General features: G+C 57.9%; 23 protein-coding genes, 1 pseudogene and 1 riboswitch. Of the genes and pseudogenes, 13 read left to right on the top strand and 11 right to left on the bottom strand.

The window, feature by feature from the left end; all coding sequences use genetic code 11:
- Nucleotides 1-14 precede the first annotated feature (14 nt).
- Genes ACSQ83_RS24155 through ACSQ83_RS24140 form a run of 4 tightly spaced genes read left to right on the top strand, consistent with a single transcriptional unit; the run spans nucleotide 15 to nucleotide 2,701 of the window.
- Nucleotides 15-737, top strand: a complete 723-nt coding sequence (locus tag ACSQ83_RS24155) for a methyl-accepting chemotaxis protein (RefSeq protein WP_436229900.1) — start codon at nucleotides 15-17, stop codon at nucleotides 735-737.
- Between the two features lie 41 nt (nucleotides 738-778).
- Nucleotides 779-1,318, top strand: a complete 540-nt coding sequence (locus ACSQ83_RS24150) for a hypothetical protein (RefSeq protein WP_414954873.1) — start codon at nucleotides 779-781, stop codon at nucleotides 1,316-1,318.
- Between the two features lie 40 nt (nucleotides 1,319-1,358).
- Nucleotides 1,359-2,318 carry a chemotaxis protein CheX gene (locus tag ACSQ83_RS24145; RefSeq protein WP_436229899.1) on the top strand — a complete coding sequence of 320 codons (960 nt, stop codon included), beginning with the start codon at nucleotides 1,359-1,361 and terminating at the stop codon, nucleotides 2,316-2,318.
- A 17-nt stretch (nucleotides 2,319-2,335) separates the two neighbouring features.
- Nucleotides 2,336-2,701: a response regulator gene (locus ACSQ83_RS24140; RefSeq protein WP_436229869.1), complete on the top strand. Its 366-nt coding sequence runs from the start codon at nucleotides 2,336-2,338 to the stop codon at nucleotides 2,699-2,701.
- A 21-nt stretch (nucleotides 2,702-2,722) separates the two neighbouring features.
- Here ACSQ83_RS24140 and ACSQ83_RS24135 read toward each other — a convergent pair whose 3' ends face one another.
- Complete coding sequence (locus ACSQ83_RS24135; RefSeq protein ID WP_436229868.1) at nucleotides 2,723-3,376, bottom strand: glutathione S-transferase family protein; 654 nt, start codon at nucleotides 3,374-3,376, stop codon at nucleotides 2,723-2,725.
- 220 nt (nucleotides 3,377-3,596) lie between these two features.
- On the opposite strand from ACSQ83_RS24135, the gene ACSQ83_RS24130 reads away from it, so the two are divergent.
- A complete protein-coding gene (locus tag ACSQ83_RS24130) occupies nucleotides 3,597-4,928 on the top strand; it encodes a polyhydroxyalkanoate depolymerase (RefSeq protein ID WP_414954876.1) in 1,332 nt (443 codons plus the stop codon).
- Between the two features lie 35 nt (nucleotides 4,929-4,963).
- On the opposite strand, the gene ACSQ83_RS24125 is transcribed toward ACSQ83_RS24130, so the two are convergent.
- A complete protein-coding gene (locus ACSQ83_RS24125) occupies nucleotides 4,964-5,410 on the bottom strand; it encodes a cupin domain-containing protein (protein WP_414954877.1) in 447 nt (148 codons plus the stop codon).
- A 335-nt stretch (nucleotides 5,411-5,745) separates the two neighbouring features.
- Between ACSQ83_RS24125 and ACSQ83_RS24120 the strand changes: the two genes are divergently transcribed.
- Together ACSQ83_RS24120 and ACSQ83_RS24115 are read left to right on the top strand one after the other, a co-directional pair.
- Nucleotides 5,746-6,030, top strand: coding sequence for a hypothetical protein (locus ACSQ83_RS24120; protein ID WP_414954878.1), 285 nt, complete (start codon nucleotides 5,746-5,748; stop codon nucleotides 6,028-6,030).
- Nucleotides 6,031-6,171: 141 nt separating this feature from the next.
- The gene (locus tag ACSQ83_RS24115; RefSeq protein ID WP_436229867.1) at nucleotides 6,172-7,014 is read left to right on the top strand and encodes an oxidoreductase; all 843 of its coding nucleotides are present in this window, start codon (nucleotides 6,172-6,174) and stop codon (nucleotides 7,012-7,014) included.
- Nucleotides 7,015-7,269: 255 nt separating this feature from the next.
- Here ACSQ83_RS24115 and ACSQ83_RS24110 read toward each other — a convergent pair.
- The 9 genes and pseudogenes from ACSQ83_RS24110 to ACSQ83_RS24070 all read right to left on the bottom strand — a co-directional run bounded on the left by ACSQ83_RS24110 (nucleotide 7,270) and on the right by ACSQ83_RS24070 (nucleotide 18,243).
- Nucleotides 7,270-8,388, bottom strand: a pseudogene (locus ACSQ83_RS24110) (IS3 family transposase).
- Nucleotides 8,389-8,634: 246 nt separating this feature from the next.
- Nucleotides 8,635-9,582 carry a PfkB family carbohydrate kinase gene (locus ACSQ83_RS24105; RefSeq protein ID WP_436229866.1) on the bottom strand — a complete coding sequence of 316 codons (948 nt, stop codon included), beginning with the start codon at nucleotides 9,580-9,582 and terminating at the stop codon, nucleotides 8,635-8,637.
- A complete protein-coding gene (locus tag ACSQ83_RS24100; protein ID WP_414954881.1) occupies nucleotides 9,579-11,018 on the bottom strand; it encodes a purine-cytosine permease family protein in 1,440 nt (479 codons plus the stop codon). Before ACSQ83_RS24100 ends, ACSQ83_RS24105 begins: the two co-directional genes overlap by 4 nt.
- Nucleotides 11,019-11,092: 74 nt before the next feature.
- Nucleotides 11,093-12,130 carry an ADP-ribosylglycohydrolase family protein gene (locus ACSQ83_RS24095; RefSeq protein ID WP_414954882.1) on the bottom strand — a complete coding sequence of 346 codons (1,038 nt, stop codon included), beginning with the start codon at nucleotides 12,128-12,130 and terminating at the stop codon, nucleotides 11,093-11,095.
- Entirely contained in the window at nucleotides 12,130-12,861 is a 732-nt protein-coding gene (locus ACSQ83_RS24090; protein ID WP_414954883.1) for a GntR family transcriptional regulator, read from the bottom strand. The genes ACSQ83_RS24095 and ACSQ83_RS24090 overlap by 1 nt, the downstream gene beginning before the upstream one ends.
- 298 nt (nucleotides 12,862-13,159) lie before the next feature.
- Nucleotides 13,160-14,395 (bottom strand): threonine--tRNA ligase, encoded by a 1,236-nt coding sequence (gene thrS / locus ACSQ83_RS24085; protein ID WP_436229865.1) that lies wholly within the window; start codon nucleotides 14,393-14,395, stop codon nucleotides 13,160-13,162.
- A 322-nt stretch (nucleotides 14,396-14,717) separates the two neighbouring features.
- Nucleotides 14,718-16,850: a phosphocholine-specific phospholipase C gene (locus ACSQ83_RS24080; protein WP_436229864.1), complete on the bottom strand. Its 2,133-nt coding sequence runs from the start codon at nucleotides 16,848-16,850 to the stop codon at nucleotides 14,718-14,720.
- A gap of 106 nt (nucleotides 16,851-16,956) precedes the next feature.
- Nucleotides 16,957-17,226, bottom strand: a complete 270-nt coding sequence (locus ACSQ83_RS24075; RefSeq protein ID WP_414954886.1) for a hypothetical protein — start codon at nucleotides 17,224-17,226, stop codon at nucleotides 16,957-16,959.
- A 153-nt stretch (nucleotides 17,227-17,379) separates the two neighbouring features.
- Complete coding sequence (locus ACSQ83_RS24070) at nucleotides 17,380-18,243, bottom strand: response regulator transcription factor (protein ID WP_436229863.1); 864 nt, start codon at nucleotides 18,241-18,243, stop codon at nucleotides 17,380-17,382.
- A gap of 130 nt (nucleotides 18,244-18,373) precedes the next feature.
- Between ACSQ83_RS24070 and ACSQ83_RS24065 the strand changes: the two genes are divergently transcribed.
- The 6 genes from ACSQ83_RS24065 to ACSQ83_RS24040 all read left to right on the top strand — a co-directional run bounded on the left by ACSQ83_RS24065 (nucleotide 18,374) and on the right by ACSQ83_RS24040 (nucleotide 24,881).
- The gene (locus ACSQ83_RS24065) at nucleotides 18,374-19,219 is read left to right on the top strand and encodes a carbon-nitrogen hydrolase family protein (RefSeq protein ID WP_436229862.1); all 846 of its coding nucleotides are present in this window, start codon (nucleotides 18,374-18,376) and stop codon (nucleotides 19,217-19,219) included.
- Between the two features lie 95 nt (nucleotides 19,220-19,314).
- Nucleotides 19,315-20,655, top strand: a complete 1,341-nt coding sequence (locus tag ACSQ83_RS24060; protein ID WP_414968321.1) for an APC family permease — start codon at nucleotides 19,315-19,317, stop codon at nucleotides 20,653-20,655.
- 257 nt (nucleotides 20,656-20,912) lie between these two features.
- Nucleotides 20,913-22,106 (top strand): mechanosensitive ion channel family protein, encoded by a 1,194-nt coding sequence (locus ACSQ83_RS24055; RefSeq protein WP_436229861.1) that lies wholly within the window; start codon nucleotides 20,913-20,915, stop codon nucleotides 22,104-22,106.
- A gap of 549 nt (nucleotides 22,107-22,655) precedes the next feature.
- The gene (locus tag ACSQ83_RS24050) at nucleotides 22,656-22,967 is read left to right on the top strand and encodes a hypothetical protein (protein ID WP_436229860.1); all 312 of its coding nucleotides are present in this window, start codon (nucleotides 22,656-22,658) and stop codon (nucleotides 22,965-22,967) included.
- Between the two features lie 48 nt (nucleotides 22,968-23,015).
- The gene (locus tag ACSQ83_RS24045) at nucleotides 23,016-23,321 is read left to right on the top strand and encodes a hypothetical protein (RefSeq protein WP_436229859.1); all 306 of its coding nucleotides are present in this window, start codon (nucleotides 23,016-23,018) and stop codon (nucleotides 23,319-23,321) included.
- 101 nt (nucleotides 23,322-23,422) lie between these two features.
- A riboswitch (glycine riboswitch) is annotated at nucleotides 23,423-23,519 on the top strand.
- Between the two features lie 144 nt (nucleotides 23,520-23,663).
- Entirely contained in the window at nucleotides 23,664-24,881 is a 1,218-nt protein-coding gene (locus tag ACSQ83_RS24040) for a D-amino acid dehydrogenase (protein WP_436229858.1), read from the top strand.
- The last annotated feature ends 966 nt before the right edge of the window (nucleotides 24,882-25,847 follow it).

Raw genomic sequence — 25,847 nt, 5'->3', positions numbered from 1 at the left:
TGGAAGGAATGATTGTGATTGAACAGTATCTATTGGCAGCATCGGCAGGGGCCGTGGCAACCGCCATGCTCGCGCTGATCTTGCACAAGTTGCATAGCGCACGAACGTTGGCCCGGTTTCAATCGGAAACAAACGGCCGCATCCACACGCTGACGCAAACCAACGCACAGCAGAACGCCCTGATTGACCAGGGGCAGCAAGAGATTCAGAAACTCGAATCTTCCATCGCTCAACTACACGATGACCTCGCAAAGCAATCGAAGATTGCCGGCGAGGATCGCGCGGCAATGGCGGCATTGGTTGAAGACAAGGAGAATTTGCTCGACCACGCCAGACGGATTGCCGCTGAGGCATCGCGGCTCAAGAGCCTCGCGGCGACGTTCGAACGGTGGCACGAGCAAATGATTTCGCTGATGACGCAGAACCAGGACATGCACGCGAAAAATCACGAGCTGTCCTCCATCGTCAAGCATGTGGTGATCGTCTCGCTCAATGCGTCCATCGAGGCCGCGCGTGCGGGCAACGCCGGCCGTGGATTTGCAGTGGTGGCCGGCGAAGTACGGGCACTGGCCGCGCGTTCGGAAGAACTCTCGCGGAGCTACCGGGACAGCCTGCACCGCAATGACCTGACAACGACCGCCACCTTCCAGGACATCCAGGCGGGCGGGAAGATGATCACGGCGTCCCTGAGCAGCGTTGAGGTGCTTGCCGATCAATTTCAGGCGCGGCTTCATTAGGTCTCAACCAAGCACTAGTCAAGCATTAACCGAGCATCAAAATGATCAGCAGCAACGCACAAGCCAGTATTGAAGGCATCTTGCTTAAGGCTGCACGCTCGAGGCTGCCGCGGCATCCGGACGATGCGTGCGAGATCGTCCCGCTCGCGCAAGCCCATGACGATGCACGGCCCGAAGCTAACGTTATCATCCTGACCATCTCGTCCATCCTGTTCCGGCTTTTGCTCGTTTTTCATTTCGATGACGACGTTCACACACGCGATTATTTTGCCAAGGAAACCGGAGACGTATCGCTTCAGGACATGCTCCTGGAGATCTGCAATCTTTGCTGCGGAGCCGTGAACCAGGACCTGCTGCCGTACTTCCGGGATCTCGGAATGTCGACACCCTATGTGCTTAGCGCCCGTTGCCTGCCCTACCTCGAAGGACTGAAGCCTGACCTTCTCTCGTCCTATGCAATCACGATCAACGGCTCGGTCCAGCTTGCCGCAACGGTGTGCGTATGCGCCCATGCGCCCATCGATTTCGTGGCCGACATAACGGCTGTTGAAGAAACCAGCGGCGAACTCGAGTTGTTCTAATCTGGCTTTAATCAGCTTTAAGATCACGATGACAAACGATATGAACGAGAACAAGCCGGTCAGCAAAGTGCTCGTCCTCGACGACTCCCCGGTGCACGCGAACGCAATCAAGCGCTTCTGCGACGAACACAATCTGGTCGGCCTGAAGGTACGCAAGAATCGCTTGCTATCCGTGCTGCGATCGAACATAGACCTGGGCGCCATCCTCTTTTCGGAAAGCTACGGCGGCTCGCTGGAAGAAAGCGCCGAGATCGCGATCAAGATCAACACCGTGCGCCCCGAATTGCCGATCATCATCCGCCGCGATTCGAGTGCCACATTGGACGATCTTCCGGATGGCCTGCGCCGGGTCCTGTGCGCGGCTTACCTTGCCTCGGACATGGCGCCGTTGCGCGAGGTCATCGACGAATATATCTTCAGCCTGGATTATCCGAACGCACTGGTGCGCGGCATATTGGAGATCACGGAGTCAATACTGAGCAGCCTCTTCAAGAACGTCAGCATTACCTGGGACACGCCGTGCATCGTGCGCGACCGTATCATTTTCGGCGAAGTGTTCAGCCTGATTCCGCTCGAGAGTACTTGGTGCCGTGGTTACATGATGATGCAGGCCGAGGAGCAGCCTGTTCTCGACCTGCTCGACCGGCATGACATGTGTGACGGTCCCGCCGATTTCCGCGATCTCAACAGCCTGCTGGGTGAGATCACCAACCTGATCTGGGGTTCATTCAAGAACCGCTACATGGGCGACGCTGATGCGCTTGCGCGCAGTCAGGTGCAAGTGCCGCTGCTTGTTAATCACAAGCAGAAGTACATCTCGTTCGGCACGGCGAATCCGCAGTTGTGTTTCATGTACAACCTGACCGACGAACAGTCGGGTCACACGGTAAAACTTCATCAGCGCTTCATCTTCAACCTGAGCTGGTCGCCTGAAGACTTCAGTGAAGTCACCAAGGATATTGGCGCGGTGGTTGAAGCAGGCGAACTGGATCTGTTCTGATTTCTTAAGGAAAAATCATGTCAAAAATTCTTGTTGTCGATGACTCCAGCACGGTGCGCGACGAGGTCGCCGGTTTCTTGAGAAAGAACGGGCTGGACGTGGAGACCGCTATCGATGGAAAAGATGGTCTCTCCAAAATGAAGTCGAGTCCCGGGATCAAGCTCGTGATCAGCGACGTCAATATGCCCAACATGGACGGCCTGACCATGGTCGAAAAGATTCGCAGCGAGCTCGTGAATACCACGGTCAATATCATCATGCTGACCACGGAGAGCAGCCCGGCCATGAAAGAGCGAGGCAAGGCGGCCGGCGTAAAGGGCTGGATCGTCAAACCATTCAAAGGTGACGCTGTTCTCGAGACTTTCAGGAAGCTGGCAAGCTAAGCCACGCCTCCGAACTCGACCTCAAAACTCCGCGTCCAGTTCGTCGATCTCCTCGACCTCCTGCTGCGCGTCCGCTATCCATTGCTGCATTTCGGGCAGTGCGAGAATGCGCTGCGCATACGCGACAATTTCCGGCTCGAGCTTGACGTCGTAGGTGACAAAACGCGTCACGACCGGAGCGAACATCGCATCGGCGGCGCTAAGCGCTCCGAACAGATACGGACCCTCATATTGCTTGAGGCATTCAAGCCAGATTGCCGTGATACGCTCGATATCCGTCTGCGCGCGTGCCCAGATCGCGAAGTTCGGGAAGTGCGATTTTATATTCATGGGCAATGCCGAGCGCAGCGAAGCGAAGCCCGAATGCATCTCTCCACAGATGGAACGGCAATGCGCGCGTGTACGCCGGTCAGCAGGCAACAACCCGGCTTTCGGGCGCACTTCATTCAGATACTCCGCAATCGCAAGCGTGTCCCAAACCTTGATGTTGTCATGAACCAGGCAGGGAACGAGAATGGACGGCGACAGCAACAACAGTTCGGCGCGCGCGGCGGGATCGTCCATGGGCATCACGAACTCGTCGAACGGCAGACCGCTGAACTTGGTAAGTAACCAGCCACGTAACGACCACGACGAATAGTTTTTGCTGCTGATGGTGAGCGTAGCGTTCGTCATCTGTAGCTCCTCTGCGATTCAAGTGAAACACGCGCGCCCCGGTGCGCGGCGCAGTGCACACACGCACCAAAAGACAGCATGTTCAGTGCATCTGAAGGAATGCTGCAAGGGATGTGCCACTTTCAATCGCCCTCATGTTGACGTAACACGTTGGCATTCGGTTGGCATATCTATTGCGTTGATTTGGACGACTCGACAATACGCGCTCAAGCGAAAGGCGATGAAACCATTCGCATACTCCGGCTATCAGGCGATGGCGGATCTCACTCTGCCAATACGCCACGGCGCGGCACTCGTCAATCACGCGCTGGATGCGTGGCCTTTTCTCGCCAATACACCTCACGGCCGGTCTTTGCGAGCCACCTGCGACCTGCTTGCATTGTCGGCGCTCACGCATAGCCGGCGTCCATTCGCTATTGACTCGGTGGAGATGGAAGGTAAGAGCGTGCCTGTCACCGAAGAGATCACGCTCGCCACGCCGTTCTGTTCGTTGCTGCATTTTGCGAAGCAAGGCGAGCCCAAACAACCGCGCGTACTGGTGATCGCGCCCATGTCCGGACACTTCGCCACGCTCCTGCGCGGCACGGTGCGCACGTTGCTGCCTCACCATGACGTGTACATCACGGACTGGATCAACCCTCGCGACGTCTCGCTGGCGCAGGGACGCTTCGGCTTTGATGAATACGTCCAGCATGTCATCGATTTTATCGTCGCGCTGGGACCTAATACCCACGTGCTGGCGGTCTGTCAGCCGACCGTGGCCACCCTTGCCGCAGTCTCCCTGATGGCCGCAGACGATCATCCGATGCAACCTGCCAGCATGACGCTGATGGCCGGTCCTATCGACACGCGCATCAATCCGACCTCGGTGAACGTGCTGGCGAAGAGCAAGCCTATCGAATGGTTCGAGCACAACCTCATTAGCGCTGTGCCCTGGGGGTTTGCGGGCGCAGGCCGGCGTGTTTATCCGGGCCATACGCAATTGATGGCGTTCATGTCGATGAATCCGGCACGTCATTTCGATGCGTTCGAAGACATGGTGTATCAACGCGCTAAAGGCGACCCCGCGAAGGCCGAGGCTATCCGCGTATTCTATGAAGAATACTTCGCGACCATGGATTTAACGGCCGAGTTTTATCTCGAGACCGTTGACACCATCTTTCAGCAACACGCGTTGCCGCTGCATGAACTGAAAGTAGGCGGGCGCACGGTTGATCCGTCGTTGATCCGGCGAACCGCGCTGCTCACCGTTGAAGGCGAGCGCGACGATATCTGCGCGATCGGCCAGACCCTTGCCGCGCAGGAACTGTGCAATAAGTTACGTCCGTACATGAAGACGCATCACGTGCAAACAGGTGTTGGTCACTATGGCGTGTTCAACGGCAAGCGTTGGGAACGCCATATTTATCCGCGCGTGCGCGCAATGATCCACGACAACGAGCCAAGCCCGATTGTGATCAATGCACGCGCCCAGCCTTTGCAATCCTTGGCGCCGCTCGCACGCCCTGTCGCACCGCGCATGGATGTTAATGTGCAATCCGAAGGGCCTTGAATAGCGTTGTCAAGGACGCGGGCTTAGCATGCATTTCACGCAGGTTGCTTGCTCTTCCATGGCGTAAACGCGGGAACCTCGCAGGGTCCTTGTGCGTCGATGGTGGTGAAGTTCGCGGGGCCGACTATCTCCAGATACTCCATGTCCTCGGAATAATCGAAGAGGTAATGCACGATTCCCGGCGCCTGATGCACGCAGTCGCCGGTTGCGACCAGCGTCTCCTTGTCGCCGTACATGAAGCGCGCCCAGCCCTTGAGCATGATCACAATGTGGAATTCGGCCTCATGTCGGTGCCAACCCGTGCCTTGCTCTGGTGCATTGTTCGCCTTGACGAGTTGCGCGACTACCTTCCCGCCCGTTGCCTCAACAATGCCTAAATCACGATAAAGAAAAAAATCGCGCAACCCTTGATCTTCATAGGGGGTGTCTTGTGGCCGGATATGCGAAAAGCGGGTGGCAAGTTCGAACGTTTCAGTTGACATGAGCGCGCTCCGGTTAGGTACCAAAACTGTCAAGTGGGAAAGGCTAGCCGCTTTCCCATGCATCAAGCGTTCCAACCTGGAAGGCGTTAAGGGATTTGCAATCATTCTTGTGCTTGCGGTTTCCCTTGGACTAAAACTAAGTCGTGCGCTTGCATAAAAGTGGCATTGCAAAAGCACATTCACGCGCTAGCCGTTTGCGTTTAAATTCCTTTAAAGACATTGCACGGAAACGATTGTGTATTGCTAAACTTGATTCCGTAGCGCGGTTCTGTATCGCGTCGTGGCGGGTTGCAGTGCGAGCCATTCTGGGTACGTTCACTGGAGAAATCGACACCATGTCCTACATCAGCGTCGAGATCAGAGCCTACGACGAAGCGCGGAAGGTAGTCACTGTTGCGTTCAGTGAGAGATGGCCCGTCAAACTGTCTTCTGCTGTCATCGCGGAGTTGACCCTTGAAGACTGCGACACTATTGGACGCGACGGCGACTTTGTCGAAGCGGTTCTGACGGATGACGAAGTGTGCGTTCTCAAGATGCTGTTCGAGGACGAAGGCACCATTGAAGAATTCCTTGCTGATCCATCCAGGCTGATTGGTTGCACAAGCGAACTCGACGAATAAGCTTCGTCTCAGCATCTATAGAAGGCCGGATCAAACCCCGACTACGATTTACACGTTCAGGCAAGAACGCGCGAGAATCGGTCTATCGTGCGGGCATTGCGTCGTGGTTCCATGAAGGCTCGATCAGCAAAGGAGCCGACGATGCAGAAAACATGGTTTATCACGGGCGCAAGCCGTGGTCTTGGTGCGCTTATCGCCAAGGCTGCGATTCAGGCGGGTGACCGGGTGGTCGCCACGGGACGCAAGCGGGAAGATATCGTCAAGAGCCTGGGGCAGGATAGCGATCAACTGCTTGGCATTGCGCTGGACGTGACCGACGCGGCGCAGGCGAACGCGGCCGTTCAAGCCGCTGTGTCGCGATTCGGCGGTATCGACGTACTCGTCAACAACGCGGGATACGGCCACTTGGGATTCTTCGAAGAGAACACCATCGAAGATGTGCAGGCGCAGTTCGCCACCAACCTGTTCGGTGTTTTTAACGTGACGTGGGCCGCGTTGCCCGTCACGCGCGCGGCTCGTCGCGGGCGCATCTTCAACATCTCGTCGCTTGCCGGCATCCTCGGTGCGGAAGTGGCTTCGCTCTATTGCGCCAGCAAGTTTGCGCTTGAAGGTTTCTCGGAGTCACTGGCGAAGGAGATTGCACCGTTCGGACTCTTCGTGACGATTGTGGAACCCGGTCCCTTTCGTACGGATTTCCTTACCGCGGAATCGCTTCGTTTTGGGAGGGTTACGGTGGCCGACTACGACGACCGGCGTGAACGGCTGCGTTCATCCTTCGAGCAACGCAACGGCCAGCAACCGGGCGACCCGGTGAAACTCGCACAAGCACTCGTGGGTCTCGCGAATGAAGCTGCGCCTCCGATGCGTTTTATTGCTGGGTCGATTGCGGTAAATGCTGCGGACGCGAAACTCGCTGGTATGCAAGCCGAGCTTGATCGGTGGCGGGCGGTTTCAGTCTCGACTGATGGCGATTACGGAGCCTAATCGGATTGTGGTTTCTTTTAGCGGGCGCTTGCCATAGTGGTCAATGCGAAACTAGTTTTCGTTCGCACCTGGGGTTCTGGAAGGGTTGGTTCTGGCGTTAGCGGTCTGAGTCCATGCCGGGTTGCTGCTTTTTGGTCTTCGCGGTTTTTATTCTGATTGATCTCTTTAGCTCTATTAGCCACTGCGCGTGGCAGCGCCGTAGTGGTCAAGTATTTGTGGACACTCCCAAAGGGGATTTCACACAGAACCAGCTTCTTACAACACCGGCGGCAAGTTGTTGGCTGCCGAATGAAGACGTTGATAGTTGTAGTACTTTTCCACGAACTCCCTTACATCGTTTTTGGCTTCCTCATGGTTTTTATACTCCCGCTCGCCGATCCATTCGCTCTTCAAGCTCCTGAAAAAACGTTCGACTACGGCGTTGTCCCAGCAGTTACCCCTGCGCCTCATGCTTTGTACGATGCCGGCGTTCTTTAGGCCATCGACAAAGCGTGCGCTCGTGTATTGCATCCCTGGTCCGAATGAACCATGAGACCCGCTCCCGGTTGCCGGCGGCGATACGCGTGTTGTAGAGCCTGAATCACCAATTCGGTGTCGGCCTGGATGTCAAAGGCCCAGCCTACAATTCGCCGCGAGTGCAAGTCCATGACGATAGCCAGGTAAGACCAGCGTTGTTTGCTCCACACGTACGTAATATCGCCTGCCCACACGCGGTTAATGGCGCCTGGTTCGAACTTACGCTCCAACAGGTTCTGCGCAATAAGCGCCTCGCCCTCGGCCTTGCGATACTTGTGCGTGCGCCGCTTGCGCACCACCAGTTCGGCCTCTCTCATCAAACTGCGAGCCAGATAACGCCCGACCGCATAGCCCAGGAGCCTTAATGCCAGCGACATCCTGCGGCTGCCATAACTGCATCGGTTTTCATCGTGGATCTGGCGCGCGGCATCGAGCAAGTCTGGCGAACGCTGCCGCTGGCTGCGCGCTCGCGCAAATGCGTAATAGCTGCTGCGCGCCACGCCCGTGAGAGCGCACAGGAGGACGATCGGACAGGCCTTCTTCAGCGAATGAATCACTTCAATGAGCGATCCATTTCTTTCACGAAGAAGGCCGTGGATTTTTTTAGAATCTCACGCTCCCTTTCCAGATCGGCCACCCGTGCTTTCCAACTCCCTTAGGCGCTGCGCGTCCGCGCTCATCTGGTCGACCGTGCGCGGGGGGCACCGCTTTTTGCTCGTGCCATCGCGCCACCCAGCGCCGCAAAGCTGTGTCGCCAACACCCATCGCCGCGCTGGCCCGAGCGAAAGAATATGGCTGCTCCACCACCAGCCGGACCGCATCGGCCTTCAATTCATCCGGAAAGTTTCGTCTGCCCATTCTCACCTCAGTTGGAGAATTATCCCCGTTTGAGGTGTCCACAATCATTGAACCACTACACGCATCATTTCATTTGTCCAAAGCGACAAAGAAACGAAGCGCCGCCACGCGCAGTGGCTAATAGTGATAAAGAAATCAGCCAACATAAAACGCGCGAAGACCTAAAAAGCAGCAACCCGGCAATGAACCAGACCGCTAACACAGAACCCGTGCAACCCAACACTAACCCCGACCGCTCCGTCCAACCTAACCAACCGACCCAACAAACACATCGATTTCCGCCGCGTCCGGCGACGTTGCAGGCCCATGACGCGTCACGGCGATCGCCGCCGCAGCGTTCGCGCGCCGCGCCGCCGTTCGTGCATCGGCGCCAGTCGCAAGCGTGGCCAGAAACACACCGGCGTGGGCATCGCCAGCGCCATTGCTGTCGACGGCCTTTACCGCAAAACCCCGTACATGGTCGCGCATTTCACCCACGCGCAGATAACAACCGGAAGCACCATCCCGCACGATAGCAAGCGCACCGCTTCTCAACCGCGCGATAACCAAATCGAATGCTGCATCGAAGTCATCGGTCTTGGCGAAGCGCAATGCTTCCACCCGATTACTCGTCCAGATCGACACGACCGCCATCACACGCGCAAGCAACGCCGAATCAATAGCATCAACCAACGGTCCCGGATCAAAAGCCACCCGCGTGTCCGCAGGCAGTTGCTCAAGCCACTCGACAAGCACAGCGCCCTTGTCCGCGAGCATCAAGCTATAACCACTCACATAAATAATGTCCCGCGCGGTCACCGCAAGCGCATCAAGCACATGCCGCTCAAGCACGCTTTCCGCACCCATGTGCGAGACGAACGTACGCTCGGCGGAAGCGTCAACAATGGCAACGCACAAGCCGGTATCCTGGTCCGCGACTTCGGGACCCGCAATCTCCACGCCTTCCTGCAATAACGCCTGACGCGCCATGTCGCCGAAACGCCCATGCCCATGACCGCCGGGATACGCCACGCGCATGCCGCTGCGCCGCGCTGCAGCCATCACGTTGAAACCGCCGCCTACTTCGAAGCTCGCGTTATGCGCGAGCACGTCGCCACCGGGCGCGGGCAGCGTATCGATCTGCATGACCAGATCGACAATCACCTGTCCCGTATGGATCAATCGCGATGCCTGCTTTGAATCTGCTTGCGTCATGCTGTCTTCCAACCTTTGGTCGCGCCGCGTGCCCCGCCCAGTAGAGCGTATACGCCGGCGGCCACCACGAATGTCACGATCCATCCAAGGCCATTACGTCCAAACCACGAGTCCGCAAATATGCCGTGGATAGCACCCGTGGAAAGGAAGCAAAAACCAAGCACGATCGCCAACGCCCAGGCGCTGAACGCACGCCATTCAATGCCGCCTTTGTACCAGTACGCGCTGCGCGGGGAGACATCGAGCAAGTCAGTGGGAGAGTATTCCTGGCGATGAATCAGATCCACCACGAAGATCCCGACCCACGCCGTAATAGGCACCGCCAGCAACGAAATGAAGCCGATGAACGGACCATAAAAGCTACCGGCAACCAGCATGAAATAGATCGAGCCCGTGAAGATCACGACAACGTCGACCACCACCGCCTGCACGCGTTTCACCTTCAGGCCAAGCGTGAGTGTCGTCAAGCCAGCCGAATACACGGACAAGTAATTGGACAAAAGCAAACCACCGAATGCAGTGATGAGATACGGAATAGCCATCCATGTAGGCAACATTTCGCGAATCGCGGCGATAGGGTCCGTAGCCGACGCAAGATGATCGTTGCCCACCGAGAGCAACGCGCCCAGCGTGACGAGAAGAATCAACGGAATGCCCGCGCCGAATGCAGCCGATGCCACCAGCGCCGGACCCTTGACCGTCGGCGCCTGATAGCGCGACATATCGGCGCCGGCGTTCGCCCAGCCAATCCCGGTACCCGCTGCAATCGTGCCAATGCCGATAATGACGGCGCTCAACGGCGCAGGCGCCGCATTGAAAACCGCATGCCAGTCGATCGCCGTCACGAGAAAGCCTGCCACCAACAGGTTGAGCACGCCGAAGACGTACGTCGACCATTTCTGGATCACGAGCAACGTAGCGTGACCGAGTCCCGACACGATCAACGTCAGCACCACGAACACAGCGATGAACACGAGCGTCAGCACCGGCGCATTCTTGGCTTCCGCAGGCGTGCCGAACACAATGGTTGCAAGCGACAGCAACACGTACGCGGCGGTCGTCGTGTTGACCGTCTCCCAGCCGAGCCGCGACAACAGCGAGACGATGGTCGGCCCAATGTTGCCGCGCACGCCGAAGATTGCACGCGACAGCGTGAGACTCGGTGCATGTCCGCGACGTCCGGCAATCGAGATCACGCCGACGATCGCGAACGATCCCGCCGCGCCGATCACCGCGACCAGCGCCGCCTGCCAGATCGCAAGATGCTGGAACGCAACCAGCGTCGCGCCAAGCGGCAGTCCAAGGATGCTGATGTTAGCGGCGAACCAGACCCAGAAAAGCTGCAGCGGATGCCCGTGACATTCGGCTTCCGGTACAGGTTCAATACCACGCGTCTCGACTCGGCGAGCGCTGTTTGACGTGCGTGACGAAGCCATCTGAGTCTGATCTCCAGATTAAAGGGGACAGCGGAAAATGCAGCGAAAGTGCGGCGAAAATTACGTCAAGCGCGTCAGGAAGCTGCGGCGCGCAGTCCAAGCAAACGATCGACAAGCGGTTCGAGATTCAGCGAACTCACGCGTCGAATAGTCTCGACAGGACCGGCCGGCAGCGCGTCGTAACCCGCGCACGCGCCGAGGATCGCGCCGAGCATGGCGGCAATGGTGTCGGTGTCGCCACCCAGGCTCGCGGCAGCCCCCAGGGCGGCTTCGATCGTGCCCTCGCGTGCATCCAGATCGAAGGCCAGCGCGAAGGTCGCCACGACCGATTCCTGCGATGCCACCGACGTACCAATCACGTCATAGATCGTGTCCGCCACCTCGTGCCCGGCGCAGTTGCGCATCAGCTCGCGTGCATGGCGAATACGCGGCGCAATGCGCCCGCCTGCAACCCAGAAGCCGCGAGTCTCGGCGCCCTCGGCCATCGAAATACCCGCTTCCAGCGCTTCAGCCAGGGTCGCGCCGTTCAGTCCGGCCGATACCGCTGCCGCCACGGCCGCCGCGCTCGAAATGCCGAGCGTGGTGTTATGCGTCACCACGCACGACTGCACGACGGCATCGATAAACCGCTCCTGGTGACACAAGTCAAACGCGATCCCGACTGGCGTCACGCGCATGGCCGCGCCGTTGGTCGTTCCGAACCGGCCCGTGCGCAGCGGATCTTCGCCGGCGGCAATGCGTACGATGGCCTGTTTCGTCGATGGCCCGAGCAAGTCGAGCGAACCACGCGCCTTCATCGACGCTTCCCACTCGATCAACGCATGCGCGAACGCCATCGGTTCAATCTTGCCGTTGCCGTCCGCCAGCAAATGCGCGACGAGGACCGCTTGTTCCGTGTCATCGGTGATGGAACCGGCCCGAAGACCCGGTGCGATCGGTTGATCCGGAAACGCATCTTCCAGCTTGTCGATACGTCCAAACTGCTCGACGATCCGCTCGCGGCTCAGCGACTGGGTCGGCATGCCGAACGCGTCGCCGAGTGCGAGACCATAGAAGGCGCCGCGTGCGCGATCCGCCAACGTGGCGTGATTCAAAAGCAAAGACGAAGACATCAGAATTCCAGGTGTAGTGCGAAAAAAGCCGGGTCCAGCAAGCTCACGACATATTCAATAATCCGTTCATCCCGGTCCCGCGTGACGCGCCGCGAACGCAGGAATGAGGTACCCGTACGACGCTTGAGCAGGCGTGCATCGGCCGCTTCAAGTCCAACCACTTCTGCCCACTGCTCGCCGTGATGCGGCACCATGCCATGCTCGATCAGCGTCCGGTTCAACGAGCCGCCCACCAGCCCTTCCAGCGGCAACGCGGCGAGGTCGTCGTTGAACGGCAAACGGCTGCGTTCGAGCGAAATGCACTGCGCCTCAGCGTCAACACCAATCACACGCATCCGGTCAATCGCTACAAAGGTCGTGCGCTCAAGCTTCAACTCTTGCGCAAGCGGCTCGTCTTCAACCAGCGCAATCTGCAGCAAACGGGTCTGCGCACCGCCCGCTTTTTCTATCGCGGTAGTCCAGCCGAGCGTCCCGTCAAGCGCCTGACCGTTGAACGTCACAAACGAACCGATACCACCCTTACGCGTAATTAAACCGCCGCTGGTCAGCAGGTCGAGCCCCTTGCGAACCGTGTTACGACTCACTGCAAAACGCTCGACCAGCTCGTTCTCGCTTTCCAGTTGCTGCCCGAACGGCAAACGCCCGGTGAGGATTTCCTGCTCGATCGTAGCGGCAACCATATGTGCCTTCGAACGCCCGACCTCTGCGGTTTTTCCTGCCCGTTTAACCATGGTGTGACTCCTGTGCCTATAAGGATTGGAAGGTCCAGTCTCTATAAAAGCACAAGTATGCACATGTTTTGCTTAAAAGCGGTGCACGAAACCTGATTGAAAGCTTCAAGGTTCATGCAACATTGCTGCTAACTACCTGTTCCTTTCACGATCCCTAAAAAGGTACATGTAGGAACATGTACAGAATTTAAGACGTCATATTGCGATGGTCAAGCGGGAATTGATGAGGGGAAACCCTTGGGGGGTGGGTCAAGGCGAGCGCGACAGAAGAAAGAGCCAACCGCGGCTCTTTCGTTTTTTACGACCCGGCTTTGGCAGGCGTCCGCAACATCTCACGTAAATGTTCGATGCCTGCTTGTATCGGGAAGGTGTTTTGCGTTCCATCCCGAAGCCGCAGCGACACCGTCTCGTCGCGCTGGTCGCGCGCACCCACCGTGATAAACACGGGGATCCGCTGTTCGCGCGCATCGACGATCTTCCGTTCAAGCCGTTCAGGCCTGTCGTCGAACACCGCCCTTATGTTCGCTTCATCGAGCAAGTCCATCACGCGTTGTCCATAGGCCGCGCTGGCATTCGAGACGGTTGCTACCGTCACCTGATCGGGCGCAAGCCACATGGGCAGCCAACCCTCATGATGCTCAAGCAGCATCGCGATAAACCGCTCCATGCTGCCCAGGACCGCGTGATGAATCATCACCGGGCGAAGGTGTTGATTCTCGAACGAGACGAAGCTTGCATCGAGGCGATCCGGCAAGATGAAATCAAGCTGGATCGTTCCGCACTGCCAACTACGGTTGCGGCTATCCATAAGATGGAATTCGAGTTTCGGGCCATAGAAAGCACCTTCTCCCGGATGCACATCGAACGTCAGGCCGGCCGAGGCCGCCGCCTTTGCGAGCGCCTCTTCCGCGCGATCCCAGACGGCGTCATCGCCTGCTCGCTGATCCGGACGCGTAGCCAGTTGCACGCGAAACGTCGAGAAACCAAGGTCGGCGTAGACCCCACGAAGCAAGTCACAAAACCGCCCTACCTCGGTTTCCACCTGGTCTTCCATGCAGAAGACATGGGCATCGTCTTGCGTGAAAGCGCGCGTGCGTTTTAACCCCTCGAGCGATCCCGAAGGCTCATCACGATGGCAGGCACCAAACTCGCTGTACCGGATCGGCAGGTCCCGATAAGAACGAATTCGCTGATTGAAAATCTGCACATGACAAGGACAGCTCATGGGTTTCAGGCAATACGGCCGGCTGTCGCCGGCTTCGTTGAGAGCTTCGTCATGCCGGTCATTCACCGAATACATGGCGGCCTGAAATTTATCCCAATGCCCGCTGCGCTCCCAAAGCGAACGCGCCAGCAATTGCGGCGTACGCACTTCGCGAAATCCCGCGCCCCGCATTCGACGCCGGATGTACTCCTCCACCACGCGATAAAGCTCCCAGCCACGCGGATGCCAGAATACCATTCCGGGTCCTTCGTCCTGCTGATGAAACAGATCCAGTTGATAACCCAACTGCCGATGATCGATATCGTCCATAACGCTCTCCGTTAATTTCAAGGGCCATCACGGACAGGGAGCGCTGCACAACGCAAAAGGCCCCGTCCGTTTCCGGCGGGGCCTTCTGAAAAACGCACCTCGATGCTTTATCGCGCACGCGCTCCAGACGACCCGCCTGAGAAGGTGGTCGTGGTAGTCGCGGTCGTGAGGATGAAAAGATGCGAGTTCATGGTGCTAACAATAAATGGCTTTGGGGGCCGACGTCAACACCGTTATTGAAGAACCGTCATTCGCAAGAATTCGCAAGACGATGCGAACCCGGACGTTGTGAACGACACGTACCGGGTTCGCGCGGGCTACATCAAGCCAGCACCGTCACTGGAGCAACCGCAGCCGGATCGCTGATACTCGGGCGGCCGTTTTCGACGTGACCTGCAAGACGGCGCAAGAACGTAGGATCGTCGTTGCTGGTAACGCTCAGGTCGTACCAGTGATGACTCGCGGACAGAACCCACGACGCCGCCATGGTCCCCAGCGACGGCACCACCACCGAACGCGAATGCGCGCCGTACGCGTTATCGGCAACCGATAAGTGCGCAATGCCACGGCCGCGATTCGTGAATTGCAGGGACACGTTGCCATTCGCGACATCGTATTGCACCGCCAATTCGGGGGCGGCCGGCGGATTCGACACACTGCCGGTTCCCGGCGGCGTCAACGAACCGGCAAACTCGCGCACGAATCCGTTCGGACCGTAGACCGTGAACGCATAGATGCCGGCCGTCCTGTTGATGTCGAAGCTGTCGCGCAAGGTCTTGCCCGCTTCAACCGTATAGCGCCACGGACCATCGGTACGGTTCGTCGAGTAGACGTAGAAGTGCGCGCCCTGCGCGCCGGTATTGGCGAAGTGAAGCGTAAATGTCTTGTTGCCTGAATCGAGACTGCTTTGCACATACAACTCATAAGGCAACGCGCGGGCGAAGCGCGTACCCGGTTCCTGCGGATCGATCACGCCGGGCACGGCCGGCACTGTCGGCGCCGGTTGCGTGGCGCACTGATTGTCCGCGATGGTCTTGTAGTTGCTGGTGTCGGGCAGCGACGGCATCTGTGCATCGGGCGTGCGGAAATCGAAGGCCGTTGTCAGGTCACCGCATACCGCACGACGCCACTGCGTAATGTTCGGCTCCATCACCCCAAAGCGCGTTTCGATAAAGCGAATCACCGACGTGTGATCGAACACTTGCGAACAAACAAAACCGCCCTTGGTCCACGGTGAAACCACCGTCATGGGCACACGCGGGCCGAGGCCGTAAGGCAGGCCATCGGCGGTATAACTGCCGCCGCGTCCCGGATTGACGACCGTGTGGAGTTCGCCCTCGGTACTCACCGTCGACAACCCCTGCGCCCGCGACATGGGCGGCTGCGGCGGCACGAGGTGATCGAAGAAACCATCGTTCTCGTCGTACATGATGAACAGCACCGTCTTGCTCCAGACTTCCGGATTAGCGGTCAGCGCATCGAGGATTGTCGACGTGTATTCCGCCCCGTAAGCCGGCGTGTATTTCGGATGTTCAGAGTACGCCGCGGGCGGACACAACCACGATACTTGCGGCAATTTATTCGCCAGCACGTCGGCCTTCAGGTCATCGATCGTACGCACGGCGTTCGCGCGCAACTGCAGCGAAGAGCCTTGCGGTGCATTGATGATGTTCGTGAAATTCTGCAGGATGTTGGTGCCGTAGTTGCCGTTCAGCGGATCGTCGCCGGTCAGGCCTTGCTGGTAGATCTGCCACGAGATACCGGCCGCTTCCAGACGTTCCGGATACGTCGTCCACGAGAGCAACTGATATTTCGGCGGACCGTCGCCGTCCACGTAGTCGTTGTTGTCGAGCAGCGGGCCGCCTTTCGTGCCGGTCGGATCGACCATGCCCGTCATCAGATACGCGCGGTTCGGATGCGTCGGGCCAGGCAGCGAACAGAAGTAGGAATCGCAGACGGTGAAGGCATCGGCAAGCGCGTAGTGAAACGGAATGTCGCTGCGCAAGTGATAACCCATCGTCATATCCGTCTTGTACGCGGGCCATTGGTCGTAACGGCCATTATTGATCGCGTAGTGAGTCGGGTACCAATTGTGGTCCAGGTCGCCTACGCACTGCGCGCTGGTCGTCAGGGTATTCAGATGAAACGGCAGCACCGGTTTCGTCGCATCTTCCTTCGACGGCTGGAACCATACCGGCTGGCCGCTCGGCAACGGGATCGGGAAGCGGTCGTTGTACCCGCGTACACCACGCAAGTGGCCGAAGTAGTGATCGAAGGAACGGTTCTCCTGCATGAACACCACAATGTGTTCAACGTCATTGATCGTTCCAGTGCGCCCTGACGCCGGAATGGCGAGCGCCTTGCGAATGGATTCGGGGAACACTGTCAGCGCGGCGGCGGCACCGGCTGAAGTGGCAACAGTCTGCAAGAAACGGCGGCGGCTATTCAACGTCATTTTGATTCACCTCGTGGCGTCATGATAGGTGCGGCAATGCCGTCCCGATCGAAGGACTCGATCAGGATGGGGATTCTTTTTCACTTGAAAGCGGTGGCTTTTCGCGTCACTGGGACGAGTCGGGCGCGGAGTGAAGAACAGGTGCTACCTGTTGTGCGTCCGCCGCGAGGCTTGCCTGAGCGGCCGCAATGGGACTGCTCGCCGCCGGGTCATCGGACGGTGTTGACAGCACGAGCGGCTCGACGGCGCTGGCCGGTAACGACGCGTTAGCCGAGGCTTGTTGTGCAGCGCCGACGCTCGCCTGATCGTCGGGTCCGCAGGCAGCGAGCACCAGTGTCGCCAGTGCCGTCAATGCCAATGTCGCGGTTGGTCTCATGATGTCTCTGCCTGTTCCGGGGGACCGCGCAAACGTTTTCGTTTGATCGCGGACGCCAGTCTGCAGAGGAATGAAGAAAGTTTTGTGAAATATCCGGTAAGGGTCGGAGAGGTTTCGCGAGGCGTGAAATCTATCGATTCACTTACCTTATTATTACGTTCTATTTCCCGCAGGCATTGTCACATCGCCTTCCGGTCCTTCGGCGAATGAATGCGAGCCCGGTTCGTAAAACAGTGCAAACAACTCCGATTGCGAGCCAATGCCGAGCTTCGAATAAATATGCTTCTTGTGCGCTCGGACCGTCTCGAACGAGATGGTCAGCTTCTCCGCAATCGCACGCGATGAAAACCCGCTCAGCGACAGCATGGCGACCTCAATCTCGCGCGCCGTCAATGCACCGCGCCCGCTTTTTTCAGTCAGGATACCGAAGCGTGAAGGCAGATCATGCTGTCCGCCTTCCGCAGACTCGTGCGTCTCCGACGCTCCACCGAAATTTTCGTATCGCAAGCGCTGCTGCATCAACGCAAGAACCCAGGGCGAGAACAACGTCAGCAACGCTACATCTCGCTCGTCGTAACGACGCATATTGCCCAGCGAAAATCCCATGGTGTAATTGGTGTCGATCACCACGTTGAAATGCACTTCGTCGCCAACAATGTTCTTCTTGAAGTAACGTTGGTAGTACTCCGTCATTTTGAAGTTATCGGGTGCAACATCCGCTAGCGTATAAAACCCCGAGACACGCTGTTCGAAAGCCGCCAGATAAAATGGATCGAGTTGGTAAAGTGCTGCCAGATAGTCCTGGAACAACAGGTCGACCTTGCCGTCGGGCAGCGCCTGTTCAGCGCAAACCAGCGGCGGTCCATTGCGCGCGAAACGCAGTGCGACCCAACTGTCGAAGGTGATATGCCGCTCGAGCACTCGCGTGAGGCGAGCCCAGAAATGCGGCCCGTCGAGTGCGTCGATGGCTGAACCGATCTCTCTATGGAACGCGAGATCATGCCATTGAAACTCCATCGTCTCCTCCGGTAAGGGTAACCCTGGTGGGTAATTCCTGGACAAAAATAATGCCTCGACAATAGTCCGGACGAAAACGTAGGCCACCCAAATAATGGCACTGAAAGGTATCTGGAAGGAGACGGATTTAATGCAGGCAGAACTCGCACAACTCGCGCTGGTCGACGGCGACGTCGGGCACAACACCGCCAAGGTCATCGAAACAATCGGCCGCGCCAATGTCGCCGGGGGCACGAAGCTGATCGTGTTCCCCGAAGCAACCCTGTCCGGTTTTCCGACGCGAGAAGACGTCGCGGATGTCGCGCAATCAATCGATGGACCCGCACTCACCAGCGTACGCGACGCCGCGCGGCGCGCCGGCGTATCGGTCGCGGTGGGACTCGCTGAACGCGAAGGCGCGCGATTCTACAACACGACCGTATTGATCGATGACACAGGCGAGATCGCGCTGCGTTACAGGAAGACGCACCTGTGGGCGTCGGACGTGGGCGTGTTCACGCCGGGCGATCGCTTCGAAACCTGCTTGTGGAACGGCCTCACGGTCGGCCTGCTGATCTGCTACGACATCGAGTTCCCCGAGACCGCCCGGGCAATCGCCGCGCTCGACGCCGACCTGCTGATCGTCACCAACGGCAACATGGATCCGTTCGGCCCCGTGCATCGGCGTGCCATTACCGCACGCGCAATGGAGAACCAGATGTTCGCGCTCATGGTGAACCGCTGCGGCTCAGGCGACGACAACCTCACCTTCCCCGGCGAATCCGCGCTGGTTGATCCGTGCGGAGAAATTGTAGCTGCGGCGGGTGCGCAAGAAACGCTGCTGCGCGTTGATATCGACTTCAAGCGGCTGGAGGCCAGCCGTGAGCACTATCGTTACTTGAACGATGCACGCGTGCCGCTCGGCCTCACGCCAATCGACAACGCCGATGGATCGCGTGCGCTGGTGATTGAAGAACGTCGTCGTTCTATCGACTGAAGACTGAAGTTTCAGCAGTTCCGTAGCACATGAATCGTCCGGAGCCCGCGCTCCGGACGCGCCCGCCCACGCCTGTCGAAAGTCCCGGAGATATCATGCAAGACTCGTCCGTAGCCGCGCAGTCGCATCTGAAACGTACACTCGGCTTGCCGTCAGTATTATTGTTCGGCCTGGCTTATATGGCGCCGCTGATCGTTTATGGCACCTATGGCGTGCTCGCCAAAGCCAGTGACGACACCGCTGCGCTTGCCTACTTGCTTGCTCTCGTTGCTATTGCCTTCACGGCGCTGAGCTACGGCAAGCTCGCGCGGCTTTACCCCGTCGCCGGCTCCGCCTACACCTACACGCGCAAGACCTTCAATGCGCATCTGGGCTTCCTGGTCGGCTGGGCAACGCTGCTCGACTATTTCTTCCTGCCTATGGTGATCTGGCTGATCGGTGCGGCTTATCTGAATGCTGCGTTCCCAACCGTGCCCACCTGGATCTGGATCGTCGCGTTCATTGTCCTGACGAGCGCGTTGAACATAGTCGGCATTGAACTGGCCGCGCGCTTCAACATTGTGCTGATGATCGTGCAACTGGCGATCGTCGGTTTGTTTGTCGTGCTCTGCTGGCATTACGCATCGGCGGCGGCCGGTCCCGGCGGAATCGCGTTGGCAGAACCGTTCTTCAAGGGACATGTGCCATTCGCTTCGACCATGGCCGGCGCCGCCATTGCCGCTTATTCGTACCTCGGTTTCGATGCGGTGTCCACGCTCACGGAAGAGACCATCGACCCGAAGAAGAACATGCCGCGCGCCATCTTGTGGATCGCGTTGATCGGCGGCGCTATTTTCGTTCTGGCCGCTTACACGATGCAACTTGCGCACCCCGGCGTGGAATTCAAGGACACCGATTCGGCCGCGTTCGAAGTCGCCAAGATGATTGGCGGTGATATCTTCGTGACGGTCTTTCTGGCCGGCCTGATCCTCGCGCAGTTTGCATCGGGCATCTCGGCGCAAGCTAGCGTCGGACGTTTGCTGTATGCCATGGGACGCGATGAAATCCTGCCTAAGCGCGTGTTTGGTTTCATCCATCCGAAGTTCAAGACGCCGGCGATCAACATCGCGATCGCAGGGATTGTGGGATTGATCGCGCTTAAGCTGGACGTGGCAACGTCAACGTCGTTCATCAACTTCGGCGCTTTCCTTGCGTTCACCGCCGTCAATCTTTGCGTGGTCAGGATATATTTGTCAGGCGATCATGGCGACAAGAGGATTGGCGTGATCGGCGGATTGGTGTTTCCGTTGATTGGCGCAGTCGCGGATATCTGGCTGCTGGCGAGCCTGGAGAAGACCGCACTTGTGCTGGGTGCAGTCTGGTTCGTGATCGGGCTCGTGTACCTGTGCTGGATCACGCGCTTGTTCCGCCAGCCGCCGCCGGAAGTGGCCGTTTAAAGCGAGGGCGATGCAGTGCGCTTTCAGGCGCGCTGCAGTCAAGCTCACTTCAAGCAACCGCAACCTGGAGATAAGCTGGACCCACATCTAGCCTCACAAAAAAGATCAGGGCGCCGTTACAATGCCGTTGACACGCTCAAGCCATGACGGCTGGTTTGGCTCGCACTGCAGCACCGCTTAGAAAGATCCGCAAGTGGTTAAGAACGCACTCCCGGATCGTCCCTAGGGAAGCAAGCTGGTCAGCACTGAGAGGATCAATGTTCAACGACATGTTCCACGTAGTGAATGGGCCAAATGGGCGTGAGTTTTTTGTCCACACCGACAGCTTGCCCGTGGCGATCGTTCTGGTCATCGCATTGCTTTTGGCGATCGCATTGTCCAGCATGCTCTGCTACTACATCACCCGCTTTATCTTGCTCCGGCTTGTTGGCTACCTGGCACGTGGCGAGCGCCGCAAGTGGCTGCGTGCCGCCGAGCGCCGCAAGGTGTTCGACCGGCTGGCGCCACTGGTGCCTGCGATCATCATTTATCTTTCAGCCCCGCTGCTCACTGGCGTGACGTTCCCGGTTATTTCCGCACTGGGTGGTCCAGTGGAGACGCTGTCCGCATGCTTCATGGTCGTGACCGTCTTGCGGGCTGCGTTCGCGTTCATGGAAAGCATTGAAGATCGCTATAGTCATTTTCCCTTTGCAACCCAGAGACCGATCAAAAGCTTTCTTCAGATAGCCGCCATCTTCCTGTACGTGCTTGCGCTGATTGCCGCTGTGTCATTGTTATTGCATCGCTCGCCGGCCAACTTCCTCACTGGCGTGAGCGCAATGACGGCGCTGCTGATCATTATCTTTCGCGATTCGCTGCTGGGTTTTGTCGCCAGTATTCAACTGGCCGCGTACGACATGCTGCGTGTGGGCGACTGGATCGAAGTACCCGGATTCGTGGCTGACGGAACGGTCATCGACATTGCGCTGAATACGATCAAGGTCCAGAACTTCGATAACTCCATTGTCATGCTGCCAAGCTATGTGTTGCTGACCAATAGCGTCAAGAACTGGCGCGGCATGGTTGAATCCGGCGGACGGCGGGTCAAGCATGCCATTAACCTCGACATGGAGAGCATCCGGTTTTGCGACGATGAATTGCTCGCCAGGCTAACGGCGAGCGCCGCCTTTCGGGTACCGTTCACCGTGCCCGAGGATGGGCATCGCCTGACCAACCTCGGCATGTTTCGACGGTACCTGACCGACTACTTTCGCCATTACCCGGCGATCCGAAAAGACATGCCGCTGGTCGTTCGCCAATTGCAATCCACGGAACATGGTTTGCCGCTGGAAGTGTTCTTGTTCATCGACGAGACGAGTTGGGAATCGTACGAACAAATCCAGTCGGACATGTTCGACCATGTCTACGGCATCTTGCCGCTATTCAACTTGCGCGTCTGGCAAATGCGCTAGCGGCGCCGGGTGAAAGCCCGGTCGCGCTGCGTTATCCGGCTAGCCCCTCGACAATACAGACCACGACGGTAAATGCGCCAATGCAGGCGGCCAGCGTGGCTACTGCCTTCGCGAAAGGATTCATGCGACCTCCAAAATCGATAACGAGAGTCGCATCTTATAGCGAAATGAAAGCAAAAAGAAATAATTGTATTAAATGAAAGCTTAGGCAAAATGCAGGTGCCGACCGCGGTGTTTGTTGAGGTGGATTCGCGAGGATCGCCAGGCCTTGACTTCCAAACCAGCTGAAGAAATTCCCGCAATGATTCCGATCGCAAGGTTGCCCGCGAGTGCTCGCTCAAGGTATTCGATGCACTGCCGATAACGCGTACACCATCGAAAAGAATAAAAAGGAAAATCATGAGAGGTCTTTCCCTGCTGGTCGCGAGCGCAGCGCTTGCCGTGCTGTCCGGTTGTTCGACCACACAGAGCGTCGTCCCGGGGCCTCAAGCGAAGTTATCGCCCATGACGACAGCTTGTTTCACAGCGCATGGAGGCAGGTCGGCGGACATGGATGCGGCCGTTCAACGCAACCTCGAAAATCACGGCGTATCCGTTTCGATCGCTCCGGCGTGCGACAAGGCCGACATGAACGTCTCCTATACCGATAGCTGGTTTTGGGACATCGTCATGTATCTGAGATCGATGGATATACGCTTTTACAAGGCACCAAGCGGCGGATTGATCGCTTCTGGCCACTGGAAAAACTCGGTGCTGCATCAGTTCCCGAATGCGGATGGCGTCGTTCAAGACTTGATGGATGGCATGTTCGTTCAGGCGGGCGAGCCCAGTGCCATTCGAACCAAGGCGGCATCGAATTAGAAATAGCTTATTCGCTCGCACCGCACGAGCAGCGCATCGGGGATCGACGTGACCATCCTGTTTTTTCTTCTACAGATCGTCTACAGCCTATTGCAGAGCGCAGCCCTATTCGCGGGCCTCGAATATTGGCTTGGCTGGCCGAACTGGGTATGTGCGCTGATCGGCGCCATCTTCGTCTTTGGACTTCGGATCACACCTATCACGGTTCCGCTTGGGATTCTCGGAGCACACTACGGCTTCCAATGGTCGTGGCCCATGTCGCTGCTGCTATTTTTCGGTCCGCTATTACTGCTCATCGCTCTAGCGATTTTCGGCCGCGCTGCGGGCGGTATCAAGTGGCTAGTGCGCTGGTAGGTTAGTAGCAAGGCTGCACTCTGCGAGAGGCGGCTGCTTTTCGCAATGCCCCAATGCCCCTTGCCTATCTTATTTTTAGACGGTATCTTGGCGGGGTTCTAATCGCTAGCGCGGGAGAGACTGTCACGGCAACATGGTGACGGCGCCGACGGAGCAACCGCCCCGGAAACTCTCAGGCCAAAGGACCGCGCAGCAGGAACATCTGGAGAGCGACGCTTTAATGCGTCCACCGACGGGGATGTCGTGCGTGCAACGCCACGACTGAAACTCTCAGGTACACGGACAGATGGGGCATAGACGCCGGCAGCGCCGGCGATGCCCAACTTTCATCTGGACTTTGTCATGTCACGAATCGCCATCATTGGCGCCGGTATTACCGGCGTCACGACTGCTTACGCCCTTTCCGAACGCGGCCACGACGTCACCGTTTTCGAGCGTCACCGATACGCCGCGATGGAAACATCGTTCGCCAACGGCGGCCAGCTTTCCGCCAGCAACGCCGAGGTCTGGAACAGCGTGGCCACCGTGCTCAAGGGCCTGCGCTGGATGTTTACGCGCGACGCACCGCTGTTGCTCAACCCCGCGCCGAGTTGGCACAAGTATTCGTGGATGGGCGAATTCCTGCGGCAGATCCCGAACTACCGGGCCAATACTGTTGAGACAGTGCGGCTTGCCATTGCCGCGCGCGAGCATCTGTTTGGGATTGCTAAGCGTGAAGGGATCGACTTCGATCTCGAGCAACGCGGCATCCTGCATATGTACCAGCACAAGAAGGACTTCGATACCGCCGCGAAGGTGAACCAGCTTTTGCAGACTGGCGGGCTTGATCGGCACGCGGTCACGAACGACGAAATGCGCGCGATCGAGTGTACGTTGCAGGGCGATTTTCACGGTGGATTTTTCACGCCGTCCGACTCGACGGGCGACATCCACAAGTTCACGCGCGGTCTGGCTGAAGCCTGCGAGCGGCGTGGCGTGCGCTTTCATTACGACGCGCAGATCGCGGATATCGTACAGCGTGGCGATAGTCCGTTCGCATTGCGGGTGCTGGAGGGCGGCATCGCGGGTGATGAGCAGCGGTATGAATTCGATCGCGTCGTGGTGTGCGCCGGCGTGGCAAGCCGGCAGATTGCATCGATGCTTGGCGACAACGTGAATATCTATCCGGTGAAGGGTTATTCGATCACCGTGTGCCTCGATGACGCCGCGAGCCGCGAGGGTGCGCCGTGGGTCAGCCTGCTCGACGAGAGCGCGAAGATTGTCACTAGCCGGCTTGGCGCTGACCGTTTTCGCGTTGCAGGTACGGCTGAAATCAATGGCTTTAATCGCGATATTCGATCGGACCGGGTTGCACCGCTCGTGGATTGGACGCGGCGTTATTTCCCCGGCGTGGCGACATCGCGGGTGATTCCTTGGGCGGGGTTAAGGCCCATGCTGCCGAGCATGTTGCCGAAGGTCGGACGCGGTAAGCGGCGGGGGGTGTTCTACAACACCGGGCATGGGCACTTGGGATGGACACTGTCGGCGGCGACTGCGTATAGCATTGCTGAGCAGATATAGGGCGTGGGTTTTCGCTCGCGCCGGTGGACGGGGGTGGGGTTGCTAGGTTCTGGCCTTAGCGGTCGGGTTGATTGCCGGGTTGCTGCTTTTCAGGTCTTCGCGCGTTTTATGTTGGATGTTTTCTTTATCACTATTAGCCACTGCGCGTGGCGGCGCGTCATTTCTTTGTCCAAAGCGACAAAGAAACGAAGCAAAGAAAACGCTTTCACCGCTCTACCCTAAGTGTCCACAGCGTGCAGTTTTGATTCATGGGTGCCCCAAAAGCACGGTGCTCGCAAGAGCGGAGGATGTTTGAACCCCTCTTTCTCGCGAATCCTGACAGTAAAACGCTTCGCCCCATACGCTCTCGGGCTAGCACCCGTGCCAAGGAAACCCGCACGGCCTCACGCGTATTTGCCGCAGTGGTACTTCGCGAGTTAGCTATCAGTTTGCATTGCTATTTGCCGGGTTAGGCCTCACGCATTCTGCAGATCCATTTCTCGGTGGTTTAAAAAATGGTTCGGCATGCATCGAAATTTGGAGGTTGGTTTTCCGCGGATAGCGCGGGGTACTCCTTGGGCAGGTTCAGTCGCTAGTGCTAGCCCGAGAGCGTACGGGGCGAAGCGTTTTACTGTCAGGATTCGCGAGAAAGAGGGGTTCACACATCCGTGGCTCTGGCGAGCACCGTGCTTTTGGGGCACCCATGAAATGGAACTGCACGCTGTGGACACTTAGGGTAGAGCGGTGAAAGCGTTTTCTTTGCTTCGTTTCTTTGTCGCTTTGGACAAAGAAATGACGCGCCGCCACGCGCAGTGGCTAATAGTGATAAAGAGAAAATCCGACTCTCGCAGACCACTAACTGTGAAAGCAGCAACCCGGCATTGACTCAGACCGCTAACGCAGAACCCGTGCAACCCGGCATTGACCCAGAACCGCTAACGCAAAACCCGCGCAACCCAACTAACCCCGACCGCTAACCCTGAACCC

Source organism: Caballeronia sp. LjRoot29 (assembly GCF_964252755.1).
GTDB lineage: Bacteria > Pseudomonadota > Gammaproteobacteria > Burkholderiales > Burkholderiaceae > Caballeronia.
The sequence above is the reverse complement of the archived record's forward strand: the minus strand, read 5'-3'. Positions and strand labels throughout refer to the sequence as shown.